At 65.2% G+C, this 13415-nt stretch carries 11 protein-coding genes and 1 riboswitch; of the genes, 8 read left to right on the forward strand and 3 right to left on the reverse strand.

What is annotated here, in order from left to right; translation table 11 throughout:
• The first annotated feature begins 41 nt into the window (after positions 1-41).
• From V2L18_RS06830 to V2L18_RS06860, 7 genes are all read left to right on the forward strand, one after another.
• Complete coding sequence (locus tag V2L18_RS06830) at positions 42-635, forward strand: hypothetical protein (protein WP_336177225.1); 594 nt, start codon at positions 42-44, stop codon at positions 633-635.
• Positions 622-1827, forward strand: coding sequence for an ATP-binding protein (locus V2L18_RS06835; protein ID WP_336177227.1), 1206 nt, complete (start codon positions 622-624; stop codon positions 1825-1827). Before V2L18_RS06830 ends, V2L18_RS06835 begins: the two co-directional genes overlap by 14 nt.
• A 265-nt stretch (positions 1828-2092) precedes the next feature.
• The gene (locus V2L18_RS06840) at positions 2093-3439 is read left to right on the forward strand and encodes a sigma-54 dependent transcriptional regulator (RefSeq protein ID WP_336177229.1); all 1347 of its coding nucleotides are present in this window, start codon (positions 2093-2095) and stop codon (positions 3437-3439) included.
• 524 nt (positions 3440-3963) lie between these two features.
• Positions 3964-4968: a DctP family TRAP transporter solute-binding subunit gene (locus V2L18_RS06845; protein ID WP_336177231.1), complete on the forward strand. Its 1005-nt coding sequence runs from the start codon at positions 3964-3966 to the stop codon at positions 4966-4968.
• 301 nt (positions 4969-5269) lie between these two features.
• Positions 5270-5908 (forward strand): TRAP transporter small permease, encoded by a 639-nt coding sequence (locus tag V2L18_RS06850; protein WP_336177714.1) that lies wholly within the window; start codon positions 5270-5272, stop codon positions 5906-5908.
• Positions 5909-5913: 5 nt separating this feature from the next.
• Positions 5914-7524 carry a TRAP transporter large permease gene (locus tag V2L18_RS06855; protein ID WP_336177232.1) on the forward strand — a complete coding sequence of 537 codons (1611 nt, stop codon included), beginning with the start codon at positions 5914-5916 and terminating at the stop codon, positions 7522-7524.
• 237 nt (positions 7525-7761) lie between these two features.
• The gene (locus tag V2L18_RS06860; protein ID WP_336177234.1) at positions 7762-8001 is read left to right on the forward strand and encodes a hypothetical protein; all 240 of its coding nucleotides are present in this window, start codon (positions 7762-7764) and stop codon (positions 7999-8001) included.
• A 27-nt stretch (positions 8002-8028) separates the two neighbouring features.
• Here the strand turns inward: V2L18_RS06860 and V2L18_RS06865 are convergent, their stop codons facing one another.
• Complete coding sequence (locus tag V2L18_RS06865) at positions 8029-8511, reverse strand: hypothetical protein (RefSeq protein WP_336177236.1); 483 nt, start codon at positions 8509-8511, stop codon at positions 8029-8031.
• Complete coding sequence (locus V2L18_RS06870; RefSeq protein WP_336177238.1) at positions 8511-10826, reverse strand: MMPL family transporter; 2316 nt, start codon at positions 10824-10826, stop codon at positions 8511-8513. Before V2L18_RS06870 ends, V2L18_RS06865 begins: the two co-directional genes overlap by 1 nt.
• Positions 10827-11343: 517 nt before the next feature.
• Between V2L18_RS06870 and V2L18_RS06875 the strand changes: the two genes are divergently transcribed.
• On the forward strand, positions 11344-11547 hold the full coding sequence (locus tag V2L18_RS06875; protein ID WP_336177240.1) for a cold-shock protein: 204 nt from the start codon (positions 11344-11346) through the stop codon (positions 11545-11547).
• Positions 11548-11994: 447 nt separating this feature from the next.
• Here V2L18_RS06875 and denD read toward each other — a convergent pair whose 3' ends face one another.
• Positions 11995-12978: a D-erythronate dehydrogenase gene (gene denD / locus V2L18_RS06880; RefSeq protein WP_336177242.1), complete on the reverse strand. Its 984-nt coding sequence runs from the start codon at positions 12976-12978 to the stop codon at positions 11995-11997.
• 184 nt (positions 12979-13162) lie between these two features.
• A riboswitch (cobalamin riboswitch) is annotated at positions 13163-13407 on the forward strand.
• Positions 13408-13415: the final 8 nt, after the last annotated feature.

Raw genomic sequence — 13415 nt, forward strand, 5'->3', positions numbered from 1 at the left:
CCGTCTCTTCCTTCGCCCGCTTTTCCGCTATCATCCGCCCCATGAACACTTCGCTTCGCGCCCGCCGGACCCTGGCGGGGATCCTGGCCGCATGTCTTCTTGGCGGCGCGCTCGCCGCCTGGGTCACGGCCCGGGTGAGCGAGAGGCTTATGCTCGACGAGATCGGGCTTCGCGCCGCCGCCTCGCTCGACCTTCAGGCCGCCACTCTGGAAAGCCTGCTGGACAAGTACCGCATCCTGCCGCCCATCCTGTCGCGGCGGCCGGACGTGGTCGCCCTGTCTCGGGCGCGCGACACGGAAACCGCGCACCGGATCGCGGCCACCGCTGCCGGCATGACGGGGGCGGAGGAAATCCGCTTTCTCGCCGAGGACGGCAGCCTGATCGGCTCCTCCGACATAGATGCGGTGGGCACCGCGCTCGATACCGAGATCCGCCAGGCGGTGGAACAGGCGCGCGAGGGCCGGCTCGGCCGCCAGCTTCTGGTCACGGCACCCGGCAAGCTACATCTTCGCCTCCGCCGTCAGGTCCGGTGCCGGGGCCGAGGACAAGATCGTCGGCGTCGTCGCCGCGCGGGTCGATCTCGGCCGCATCGAGCAGGCCTGGGCGCTGTCGCGCGATCCGGTGCTGGCACTTGATGGCGCCGGCCGCATCGTCGCGACCAACCGGCCGCGCTGGCGCGGTCGCTGGCTCTCGCCGGAGGACCGGACGGATCTGCAGAGCCTGCACGCGCGCACCGAGATGCGCGGCGAGCATCTGCTCGTCTCGCTGCCGGCGGCGGAGGGGCGCAGGCTCTATCTGAAGGCGGCCAAGAACCTGCCGGTGCTCGACTGGTCGGTCGCCGTGTTCTTCGATGCGAGCGCGGTGACCCGGCAGGCCGCCACCGCCGCGCTCATCGCCATCCTGCTGACGCTGATCGTCACCGGCCTCGCTTGGATCGTGGCGGAGCGGCGGTTGCGGCTTCAGGCGCGGCTGCGCGGCGAGCGGGCGGCCGCACTCCGTCTGGAGCGGCGCGTACGCGACCGTACCCGCGATCTCACCCGCGCCAATCAACGCCTCGGCGAGGAGGTGCGCGAGCGTGAGGCGGCGGAGGCGGAACTTCGCCGCACGCAGGACGAACTCGTCCAGACCGCCAAGCTCGCCACGCTCGGCCAGATGTCGGCAGCACTCAGCCACGAATTCAATCAGCCGCTCGCCGTCATCCGCTCCCAGGCCGACAATGCGGAGCTGCTGGTCCAGCGCGGCCGCTGTGCGGAGGCTGGCGAAAGCCTGCGCAAGATCGCCGCCATGGTCGATCGCATGGCGACGATCTCGCGCACGCTGAAGGGATTTGCCCGCAAGCCCGGCACGCAGACGCAGCCGGTGCCGGTCGGCCCGGTCATCGACGAGGCGCTGATGCTGCTCTCCCCGCGCATCAAGCGCAGCCAGGCGCAGATATCGTTCGAACGCCCGCCGCGCGAGCTTGCGGTCGCGGCGGATGCGGTGCTGCTGGAACAGGTGGTGATGAACCTTCTCGTCAACGCGCTCGATGCGGTTGGCGAGGAGGGCGGCGAAATCCGCATCACCACGGAAACGTGCGGGGGCGGGGAGGTGCTGATCCGCGTCATCGACGATGGTCCCGGCATCGACGCCGAGGCGCGCGGGCACATCTTCGATCCGTTCTTCACCACCAAGGACGTGGGCGAGGGGCTCGGCCTCGGCCTCTCCATCGCCGACAAGATCGTCCGCGACTTCGGCGGTCAGCTTGTTCTGGAGGAAAGCCTTGAGGGCGGAGCCGGCTCCGTCTTCGCCGTGCATCTGCCGCAGGCGGAACTGGCGGTCGCCGGGTGAGGGAAGGGAAGCGGCGCGGAAAGTCGGCGTGTTCGTTCGCAAATTCCGCCTGCCCACCGGTGTCATCTTCCCGCCGGCCCCTCCGTCGTCATTGCCCGGCGGTAGTCCGGGCAATCCACTGTGGGCTGCGCCGGGTGATGGCGATGGAGAGATCGTACAAGGCAGGATGAAGGGGCTGGCGCGCCGCCCCGCAACGCCGGCTTCAAACGGCACGCGAACCGGTCTACACCGAACAGGAAACTTTCACCTTTCCGGGACATTCGAAATGGACCAGTCGACCGTGCTCTTCGTCGATGACGAGACCGACCTGCGCGAGGCGCTGGCGCAGGGGCTGGAGCTTGCCGGGCACCGGGTGGAGGCCTACCCCAATGCCGAGGGCGTGCTCGACCGCGTCTCGCGCGATTTCTACGGCGTGCTCGTCACCGATATCCGTATGCCGAAGATGGACGGCCTGGCACTGATGAAGGCCGCCTTCGACATCGACACCGCCTTTTCCGTCATCCTGATCACCGGCCACGGCGACGTGCCGCTGGCGGTGGAGGCGATGCGGGCCGGCGCCTATGATTTCATCGAGAAGCCGTTTCCCGTCGCCCGGCTCGCCAACGTGGTGGAACGGGCCTTGGAAAAGCGCCGGCTGGTGCTGGAAAACCGGGTCTTGCGCGAACAGCTCGGCGATACCGCCGGGCTCGCGGCGCGTCTCGTCGGACGTTCGCCCGCCATCGAGCGGCTGAGATCCGCCGTTCAGGCGCTTGCCGCGACCGATGCCGACGTGCTGATCCTGGGCGAGACCGGGTCCGGCAAGGAAGTGGTGGCGCGCGCACTGCACGAGGAGGGCGTGCGCAAGGACGGCCCCTTCGTCGCCCTCAATTGCGGCGCACTGCCGGCCGAGATCATTGAATCTGAGCTTTTCGGCCACGAGCAGGGGGCGTTTACCGGTGCCTCGCGCCAGCGCATCGGCAAGCTGGAACACGCCGACGGCGGCACGGTGTTTCTCGACGAGATCGAATCCATGCCGCTGGAGCTGCAGGTCAAGCTGTTGCGCGTCATCGAGAACCGCACCATCGAGCGGCTCGGCTCCAACAAGACCATCGAACTTGACGTGCGCTTCGTCGCCGCCACCAAGGTGGACCTGGAAAAGGAAAGCGCGGCCGGGCGCTTCCGCCGCGATCTCTATTACCGTCTCAACGTGGTGAGCCTCGACATTCCCCCCTTGCGCGACAGGCGCGAGGACATTCCGCTGCTGTTCCATCATCTGGCGCGCGAGGCGCGGGCCCGCTACCGGCGCGAGATCCCGGACCTGACGCCGGAGGTGATGGCCAACCTGATGGCGCGCGAATGGCCCGGCAACGTGCGCGAACTGAGAAACGTCGCCGACCGCTTCGTGCTCGGCGTCGACAAGATCACCAGCGGGTCGGAGACCGGCGAGGAAAGCGTCGGCACGCCGCTTTCGGTGCGCGTGGGCAAGTACGAGCGGGCGCTGATTTCGGCGGAGCTTCGCCGTCAGGAGGGGTCCATCAAGGCGACCTACGAGGCGCTCGGCCTGTCGCGCAAGGCGCTCTACGAGAAGATGAAGAAGTACGGGCTGGAGAAGGAAGAGGCGACGCAGGACTGAGGGCGGAAGGGAAGAGGGAAAGGAAGAAAATGAGAAGGAGCGGCTTCGCCGCACTTGTTGCGCTGGATTCCGGGTCTGGCCATGCAGCTTCGCTGCAGACCGCCCGGAATGACGGCGTGTGTGGCGGGCTTTAAGCCAACCCCAAGCTCCTCATTCCGGACAAGTGAGGCGATAGCCGAGCGCCGATCCGGAATCCAGCGACCAAGCGCGCCGCAGGCGCCCCATTGCCCTTCACCCTTCACCCTTCACCCTTCACCCTTCACCCTTCACCCTTCACCCTTCACCCTTCACCTTCCCTTCCTCCCGCTCCCGCCCTGCGGCAATGTGTCGAATCCGACCCATCGTCGCTGCGACAATGTTTCCATTCACGCCCATGGCGGCCCTCCGGGTTTCCGACAGGACTCGCTAAAGTGCCACATTTGCGCCATTCTTGTGGCAGTTCCCGCCGCTGGCACGGCGGTTGCTAATGATATCGGGCTTCGCCGGATTTCGCCGGCAGCCCAATCATGTCTGGGAGGACATTCATGAAAAAGTTCGTTCTGGCGGCCGCCGCGGCTGCCACTTTCGCCTTTGTTGCTCCGGCGCTTGCCGCCGATGAATGCGACGACGGCGAAATGGTCATCAAGTTCAGCCACGTCGTTGCCGCCACGGGGCACCCGAAGGGCGATGCCGCCACGCTGCTGGCCGAGCGCGTCAACAAGGAGATGAACGGCATCGCCTGCATGCAGGTGTTCCCGAACTCGCAGCTCTTCGACGACGACAAGGTGATGGAGGCCCTGCTTCTGGGCGATGTGCAGCTCGCGGCCCCCTCGCTGTCGAAATTCGAGGCCTACACCAAGAAGTTCCGCCTGTTCGATCTGCCGTTCGTGTTCAACAATCTCGATGCGGTCATGCGCTTCGGCAATTCCGACAAGGGCAAGGAACTGCTGACCTCGATCTCCGATGTCGGCTATGTGGGTCTCGGCTACTGGCTGTCGGGCATGAAGCAGTTTTCGGCCAACAAGCCGCTGCTGGTGCCGTCTGACGCCAAGGGCCTGAAGTTCCGCGTGCAGACCTCCGACGTCTCCGTCGCGATGATCGAGGCGATGGGCGCCAATGCCCAGAAGCTCGCCTTCAAGGAAGTCTACGGTGCGCTGCAGACCGGCGTCGTCGACGGGCAGGAGAACTCCTGGTCCAACATCTACACCCAGAAGTTCTTCGAGGTGCAGGACGGCATCACCGAGACCAACCACGCGGCGCTGGCCTACCTGCTGGTGACGTCGGACGAGTGGCTGAACGGGCTTGAGCCGGACGTGCGCGACCAGTTCCTGAAGATCGTCGGCGAAGTCACCGACGAGGCCAACGCCAATGTCGGCAAGCAGGAAGCGGCCAACCGGCAGAACATCATCGATGCCGGCTCCACGATCCGGGAACTGACGCCGGAACAGCGCCAGCAGTGGGTCGATACGATGAAGCCCGTCTGGGACAAGTTCAAGGACGACATCGGTCAGGACGTGATCGACGCGGCGCTGGCGTCGAACAACAACTGACGCGCGCCTTTTCGCGAACCAGAGAAAGGGGAGGGGCCGGCAGCCTCTCCCCCGACCGTCCGACAAGAACGAAATGCCCCGGGACGCACAACCGCGGGGCAGCCGGCCGACGGCTTTTTGCCGTTGGTGCCGTGCGGGGGAAGCCGTGACTTCGAAACTCTCAACCATCGTCGCCGCCGCCGTGCTGGCGTTTCTGGCGATATACCTGGGTGCGGAAGCGCGCACCGTGGCGCAGGCGCTGGGCTTCACGTGGAAGCACGCGGAACTCGTCATGCGCATCCTCGCGCTCGTGGCTCTCGTCATGACGATCCACGTCATCGAGGTGCAATGGCCCGAGGTCATCGCCCATTTCGAGGAGATCGTGCTCGCGCTTCTGCTGGCGCTCATGACGCTGGTCTCCTTTACCCAGGTCGTGGCGCGCTACGGCTTCAACACCGGCTGGGGCGGGGCGCTGGAATTCACCCGGCTGCTGTTTGCCTGGATGATCCTGTTCGGCATGAACTACGGCGTGAAGATCGGCTCGCATCTCGGCGTCGATGCCGGTATCCGGCTGTTTCCGCCCAAGATCTTCCGCGTGCTCGCGGTCTTCGGCGCGCTGTGCGGCGTGCTTTACGCGGCGATCCTGATTTCGGCCGACTGGCTTCAGATCTTCGGCATCCAGACCCGCGGCGGCGCCATCGCCTACTGGACGCTCAATTTCCGCACCGGCATCGGCCTCGACGACCTGCGCTATCCCGACATCATCCAGCACCTGTTCGGCACCAAGGAGCGCGTGCAGCGCTGGATCGTCTATCTGGTGCTGCCCACCGGGCTCGCCTTCTTCGCCTTCCGCTGCCTGCAGGCTGCCATCGCCATCATCAAGGGCGAGCGGGAAATGATGATTGCGGCGCATGAGGCCGAAGACCTCGTGGCCGAGAACAAAGACGCGTTGAAGGACTGAGCACCATGGAAGCCGCAGCTCTTTTCGTCATGGTGCTGACGTTCCTGTTCCTGGGCGTCCCCATCTCCATCTCGCTGGGCCTGTCCAGCGTCCTCGCCATCGCGCTGTTCTCCAACGATTCCATGTCGTCGGTGGCGCAGCAGCTGTTCACCGCCTCGCAGAACTACACCCTGCTGGCGATCCCCTACTTCATTCTCGCCTCCGCCTTCATGTCGACCGGCGGCGTGGCGCGGCGCATCATCCGCTTCGCGGTGGCCGCCGTGGGGCACGTGCGCGGCGGCCTCGCCATTGCGGCGGTGTTCTCGTGCATGCTGTTTGCGGCCCTTTCCGGCTCCTCGCCGGCGACCGTGGTCGCCATCGGCACCATCGCCATCGCCGGCATGCGCGAGGTCGGCTACACCAAGGACTTCGCCGCCGGCGTCATCGCCAATGCGGGCACGCTCGGCATTCTTATTCCGCCCTCCATCGTCATGGTGGTCTATGCGGCGGCGACGGATGTATCGGTCGGGCGCATGTTCCTGGCCGGCGTCATCCCGGGCATCGTTGCGGGCCTTATGCTGATGGTGGCGATCTACATCAACGCCCGGCGCAAGAACATGCCCAAGCAGCCTTTCGTCGGCGTGCACGAGATGCTGGTCGCCGGGCGCGATGCGGGCTGGGGCCTTTTTCTGATCATCATCATCCTGGGCGGCATCTACGGCGGCGTCTTCACGCCGACGGAAGCGGCCGCGGTGGCCGCCGTCTATTCCTTCGTGGTCGCCGTCTTCATCTATCGCGACATGGGCCCGCTGAAGGACGTGCCGTGGGTGACGGAAGAGGACGGGCCCAACGCGCGCGTCGGCTTTTCCGCCGCCATCTATGCGCTGGCGCTTCTGTTCATCTGGCTGATCCTGTCGTTCTTCTTCCTCGGCGATCTCGGGCTGGAGACGCGCTTCTGGGCGGGCGTCGTGCTGGCGCTGGCCGTGTTCGGCTATTATCCGGTGCTCCGGTCCGACCGGCGCACGGCAAGCATCGGCGTGGCCTACTGGCGCTCGCTCCGGATCTGGCGGCGCAACCTGTGGCATATTCTCGTCGCGTTCATCCCCGCCTTCTACAACGCGGAAACGCGCAAGGTGATGATCGATGCCGCGCGCACGACGATCATGCTGATGTTCATCATCGTCAACGCGCTGCTGTTCGCCCACGTGCTGACCTCGGAACGCATCCCGCAGGCGATCACCGACTGGATGCTGGGCGCCGGCTTCGACTGGTTCACCTTCCTGATCGCGATCAACCTGCTGCTGCTGCTCGGCGGTCAGTTCATGGAACCCTCGGGCCTCCTGCTGATCGTGGCGCCCGTGGTCTTCCCGATCGCCATGCAGCTCGGCGTCGATCCGGTCCATCTGGGCATCATCATGGTGGTGAACATGGAGATCGGCATGATCACGCCGCCGATCGGGCTCAACCTGTTCGTGACATCGGGCATAACGGGAATGTCGCTCGTGCAGGTCGTGCGCGCATCCGCGCCCTTCGTGGCGATCCTGTTCCTGTTCCTGATCCTGGTGACCTACTTCGAACCGCTGTCGACCTTCCTGCCCTACGCGCTGATGGGGCCGGAAATCGTGATGCAGAAGTAGGGAGGGGGCAGAGGCAAGGTGATCGGTGCGCCCTTTTCGGGCGCGCTGATGTCTGACGGTTCATTTCAGGCGCAAGCGGCCGTATCCGCCCCTCCCCCATAGGGAGAGGTGATCTCCCCACTGACTGCTTCCGTCAAACCATGAACCGCTCTGGAAAGCCATCACCCGCCGGCCTACAATCTCGCCATGCCGTATGCCCGCAGATTAATTCTTCACGTTCCGGTATCGGATGAGACTTTGCTCTACGGCTTTGTCGAGCAATGCCTGCGCGATGACGTGTCGCTTGTAGCAGTGGTGGGACCAGGCTGCGCTAGGGTTGAAGACATTATCGACGAGATCGTCGTCAGTGACGGCAGCGACGCGAAACGCTTCCTATGCACGACGTCTCACCCGGATGAGCCGTTCGAGGATGTATTGAACATGGCAAAGGCTTGGGAGCCTGAGCACGGGCAGGCTGTCGAAGAGGTCAGGCTGTAAGAGGCTGCGCGGCGATGAGTTTGCGCCCTACCGCTCGAACACGATCCGGCTCAACTCCCCGGTGCCGTCGGTGCTGGTCAGCACCAGTTCGTCTGAGCCCTTTTCCCACGAGAGCTTTCCGGAAACCGGCTTGCGGCCTTCCTTTGCCGGGAACGTGAAGCTGATGGCGATTTCCTTGCCGCGCGTGCGGCCCGTCACCGGGGCAATCGCGCTGCTCGTCGGGCTGTACCAGCGTCCGGTGAAGCGCCCGCCCGCCTCGTCGATATAGCCCTTCACGGGAAAATTCGTGCCCGAGGCCGCGCACTTGCCCTCGATGGACAGGCGCGGCGCCTCGAAATCGGACGCGATCCGGCAGCGCACGATCTGCTTTGCCTCCTCGCTTCCCCGCTTGACCCAGCCCTTGCCGGACCAGCGGCCGGCGGCGGTGTCGAGCGCGGGGTCGGCGGCGGCCGGGAAGGCGACCAGCAGGCCAAGCGTTGCGGCGAGGGCGAAGGTCAGGCGTCTTTCCATCATGTCTCGGCAAACCATTTCGGGCGTCGGAACCATTTCAGGCGCAGGATGGCAGGCAGCAGCAGCAGATCCGCCACAAGCGCCACGAAGAACGTCAGGATCAGCATGATGCCGAACAGCCTGACGGTCGAGAACGCGCTCGTCAGCGTCACCATCACGCCCGCCGCGATCAGCACCGTGGTGATGATCATGACGCGGCCGGTCTGGCCGATCGCCACCCGTAGCGCTTCGTCAACGTCCAGACCGATGGAGCGTTCCAGCCGGTAGCGGTTGGCGAAGTGGATGGAATCGTCCACCGCGATGCCGAAGGCCACGGTGAGCGCCAGCACGGCTGTGGGATTGACTTGCCCGTTGTTGACGACGTGAAGGGCCGCAGCCGCCAGCACCAGCGGCAGGACGTTGGGAAACAGCAGGGCAGGGGCCAGCATCGGCCAGCGGAAGGCAGCCGCCACCACGATCACCGCCACGATGCAGGCGCCCATCAGGCCTTCGGCCAGCTGACGGATCATCGGCAGCGCGTTGTGGCGCAGCACCGCGGGAAAGCCGTAGACGCGTTCCGCTCCCGCCGCCTTTGCCGCCTCCGTGATGGCGTCCTGAAGGCGCAGCGAGGTGTGATCGCGCATGGGTTCGGGCACGAACACGATCACATGCGCGGTGTTGCCGTCGGGCGAGAGCAGCTGTGCGCGCTGGGTGGCGTCGAGTTTCGCCAGTTCCTCTTCCGTTGGCGCCCGGTCCGGCTCGCCCAGCCAGCGCGCGGCGGTGACAACGGAGAGCACCGAATAGTCGGGTGCCGCGGTCTCCACGCTTTCCACCAGGTGCTTCATCCGCGCCCAGCCCTTTTTCGTTTCAAGCGCGTTGTCGCCGGAGACATCGAGGTCGATCCACAGCCGGAAATAGCCGCCAAAAGCCTTCTCGATGCGGTCGTTGGCGAGCCTGACGTCGCTCGTCTCCGGCATGTTCTGGAAGAGCGGGAACCACATCTCGGTGCGCGAGACGGAATAAAGTCCGCCAGCCATGACCACGACGGCGAGCGCGATGACGAGCCGCGAGCGCCCGAGCGCCCAGCGCTCGAAGAAAGCGGGCACCGGCGCGCGCATGAGAAGGCTGCGCTTGTTTTCCGCCGGTGGCTTGCAGAACGGCGCGATCAGCGTGAAGCCGACCAGCACCACCATGAAGGACGCCATGACGCCGGCCGCCCCCAGGATCGCCAGTTCGCGTAAAGGGACGTTGGATGTGGCGCCGATGGCGCCGAAGCCGATGGCGGTGGTCAGTGCCGTCAGCGCGCAGGCCGGCCCGACGTCGGAAATCGTCTGCGTCAGCCGTTCGCGCCGGGTTCCCTCGGTTTCCACCAGATAGTGCATGGTCAGGTGGATGCTGTCGGCGATGCCGAGCACCAGCACCAGGATCGGCACCACGTTCGACAGTACGGTGACGGGAAAGCCGAAGGCGACGAAAAGCGCCAGCGACACGCCCGCGCCGACCAGCGCAGGGGCGACAACGACCAGCGTCGTACGGATCGTGCCGAAGATCAGGAAGGCGAGGATGATGGCGATGACGCAGCCCGCCCCGTTCAGCCGGATCAGATCGGACTTGATCGCGCCGGCGATGTCGAAGGCGATGGCGTCGACGCCGGTCAGCTCGTAAGCGAGGCCGGTCTTTGTGAACTCCTTGGAAAGTGCGCGGATATCGTCGAGTTTCGCACGCAGCGCGCCGCGCTTCATGGAGCCGTCGAGCGCGACGAAGATGAGCGCGCTTTTCATGTCCGCGGAAATCAGCGGGCGGATATCGGGATCGCTCGCGCGGTAGGCGGCAAGGCGTGCGGCGATATCGGCGTCCTTGATGTCGAAGGGAAAGACGGCCTCGCCCGGATGGTCGGCATCGGCGGTGGAGAAGCGCATGGAGAAGGGCGAGAGCACGAATTCGGCGCGGTCGAGAAGCTGCAGCTCCAGCGAGAAGTCGCGCATGGCGGAAAAGTCGGCGGCGGTGAAGGGATGGTCGCTTTCCGCAAGCACCACGACGTTGCGCCCGCTCGTCAGCGATTCCGAGGTTTCCGCGCGCGAGGCGAAGACCCGCTGGAGATTGTCGTCGAAATGGAGCTTCGGGATCGCCAGCGAGGAGACGACGATCACCACGACGAGCAGCAGCGCGGCAATCGCGGGGTGGCGGGCCGCGAAATGGCCCGGCAGATCCAGCCCGAAGCCTGAAAAGGTGCTGGTCGGACGGCGTCCGGCGGCGGCCTTCAGGTCAGGCGTGTCTATCGATGCCGGATCGGTCGGCGTGCCGGCCGTGCGGTCTTCCTCTGTTCGCTCCCCCACTAGATCGACCCCGGCATCGCTGAGCGCGCGGGTAGCGTTTCGAGCGTGCCGGGGCTGGCAAAGCCCGGAAGTTTCGGCCTGTCGATCATGTGCGGTTCCGTCCTGTTCCCTCGTTGCGCATCATGCACGCCAGCCGGGCGGCGAAAAAGCGGCAGCGGACCCATTTTTTCGCATTTCTCCCATGGCGTTCATTGCGCACGGAAAACACCGTTCTTGAATTGTCATCGTCCATGCACCATCTTTTAACCACACCGGTCCACCATTCTGAATGAACTGAGACCGAAAAGTCTCGCTCCGGCGCGGAACGTGCCGGCTGAGAAAAAGAAGAAAGAGCCGGCGCGAAAGTCGGGATGGCCAGGCGACCACGTCAAGACGGCGACGTCGCGGCCCCCAAATCACGCACGGCCCGGATGGTTTCCTTCCGGCGGATCTTTTTGAAGACCGCAAGTGTTGCACAAGCTGGACGCGCAATGATGCGCTCCGGCCTCGATATTTCATGGAATAAGGAAAAACAAACATGGAAAACGGAAATGTGAAGTGGTTCGACCCGCGCAAGGGTTTCGGGTTCATCGAGCCCGACCATGGCGGAAACGACGTCTTCGTCCATATGAACGCGGTCAAGGCGGCGGGCCTTAACTTGCTGAAGGAAGGCCAGGTGGTCTTCTACGAGCTGGTCCACGCCGGCGACCGCAACGAGGCGCGCGACCTCGCCGTCGTGTAAAGCGCCCGAAACGCCGCGCCGGCGGGCAAGACAATTGCCTGTGCCGGCCCGAACACATCGTTTCCTGCCCGATCCCGCCGCGGCGCATGCCCGCCGGCGGGATTTTGCCATGGGGCTTTGGGGGTGAGGGGCTTTTTCGTGGCTCATCCTTCGAGACGCGCTCTCGCGGGCGCTCATCAGAGTCTGGCTTGAAAGTGGCAGTTGGTTCTTCGCCGCGAAGTCTACGCCCTTTCATACCCCTCCATCGTCATTGCCCGGACTTCGCCGGGCAATGACGATGGAGAGGTATGCGCGTAAGAGGTTGAAGGCGCGCAACCCGATGCCATTTTCGGGTCGGGCTCTCAGGAGGCCGCAGGCCGTCTCGAAGGATGAGCCGCAATAAAGAAACCCACCCCTAAAATCCTCTTCAAATCCCCCCCCCCAAAAAAAAGCCCGCGCCGTCCGGCACTAAAGCCTGATCCCCTCCTCGGCCGCGTAAGTCTGCACGATCTCGGCGAAATTCGCGTCCGGCGTGAAGCCCAGGCTGCGCGCGCGAAATGTGTTGAAGTCGCGCGGCCAGCCCGCGACGATGGCGGCGATGCGTTCGTCCGGCACGTGGCGGATGAGCTTCACCCGCTGCTGGCCGGCCAGATCGCGCAGGGTGTCGATCTGCTCCTGAACGCTCACCGAAATTCCCGGCATCGTGATGTTGCGCCGTCCCTGCAGGCGCTCGGTGTCCATGGTTGCGGCATGTTCGAGAAAGCCGACCGCGGCGCGCGGGCTGGCCATCCAGTGGCGAACCTCGGTTGATACCGGCAGGATCGCCACATCGCCGTTCAGCGGCTCCCGGATGATGGAGGAAAAGAAGCCCGAGGCCGCCCTGTTGGGTTTTCCGGGTCTGACCACGATGGTTGGAAGTCTCAGACCCACCGCGTCCACGAACCCCTTTCGCGAATAGTCGGCGAGCAGCAGTTCGCAGATCGCCTTCTGCGTGCCGTAGGAGGTGAGCGGGGTCAGGTGGTGTTCGTCGGGAATGCGGTCGGGGAAGGGGGCGCCGAAGACCGCGATTGAAGAGGCAAAGACCAGCCGCGGGGCGTGGCCCGTATCCCGCAACGCCTCCAGAAGCCGCAGCGTGCCCTCCAGATTGACCCGGTAGCCGGTGTCGAAATCGTCCTCCGCCTCGCCGGAGACGATGGCCGCCAGATGCACGACGATGTCGGGCTTCAGCCCGGCGAGCCGTTCGGCCGTTTCCGGATCGGAAATGTCGGCGGCAAGCGTCTGGACGGAAAGAGCAGCGGGGATGTCGCCGGCCGCGGGAGCGGCGGGCTCGATGATGTCGGCGAGCGTCAGCCGGTCGACCGACTGCCCGCCGATGGTTCCGTTTTCCGCAATGCGCGCGGCCAGCCGGGCGCCGATCATGCCGGCGGCTCCCAGGATGAGAACATGGTTCATAGAGCGCCCTCCTCACGGCTCCATGCCCGCCCGGTCATCTTCCCCGAAGCCCGACTATGCGGGCGCGCGGGGGAGGTGGCAAGAGCGGGCCGCGAAGGCCCGCATTTGCACGCCGCGCACCGGTCGCTGGCGCTTGGCGCGACGTGGCCTTCGCCTACAGGATTTCCCTGAGGCTCGAATCCGGTCTAGTATGGGGTATTCGGGTTCCATGCGGGCAAAGCCCGCGGGATTAAATGGGAACACGGTAAGGCTGACCCAATCGGGGGCCCGATCCGTGACTGCCCTCGCAACTGTGAACGCGGAGCCGGCTCCTGTCATCCGTCGGGCGACAAGCCCGACAGGAGAAGCCACTGGGTATCGATCCCGGGAAGGCGGAGATCCGGCGTTGAGGCGTGAGTCAGGAGACCTGCCCGGACAATGGCCTCAACAGGCGTTGC

Source organism: Breoghania sp. JC706 (assembly GCF_037026715.1).
Lineage (GTDB): Bacteria > Pseudomonadota > Alphaproteobacteria > Rhizobiales > Stappiaceae > Breoghania.

Excerpts from the sequence above, each read along its gene's own strand:
- V2L18_RS06850 (WP_336177714.1), top strand. The coding sequence starts at position 5,270 with ATGACGATCCACGTCATCGAGGTGCAATGGCCCGAGGTCATCGCCCAT.
- V2L18_RS06830 (WP_336177225.1), top strand. The coding sequence starts at position 42 with ATGAACACTTCGCTTCGCGCCCGCCGGACCCTGGCGGGGATCCTGGCC.
- V2L18_RS06865 (WP_336177236.1), bottom strand. The coding sequence starts at position 8,511 with ATGGAAAGACGCCTGACCTTCGCCCTCGCCGCAACGCTTGGCCTGCTG.
- V2L18_RS06845 (WP_336177231.1), top strand. The coding sequence starts at position 3,964 with ATGAAAAAGTTCGTTCTGGCGGCCGCCGCGGCTGCCACTTTCGCCTTT.
- V2L18_RS06855 (WP_336177232.1), top strand. The coding sequence starts at position 5,914 with ATGGAAGCCGCAGCTCTTTTCGTCATGGTGCTGACGTTCCTGTTCCTG.
- V2L18_RS06840 (WP_336177229.1), top strand. The coding sequence starts at position 2,093 with ATGGACCAGTCGACCGTGCTCTTCGTCGATGACGAGACCGACCTGCGC.
- denD (WP_336177242.1), bottom strand. The coding sequence starts at position 12,978 with ATGAACCATGTTCTCATCCTGGGAGCCGCCGGCATGATCGGCGCCCGG.
- V2L18_RS06875 (WP_336177240.1), top strand. The coding sequence starts at position 11,344 with ATGGAAAACGGAAATGTGAAGTGGTTCGACCCGCGCAAGGGTTTCGGG.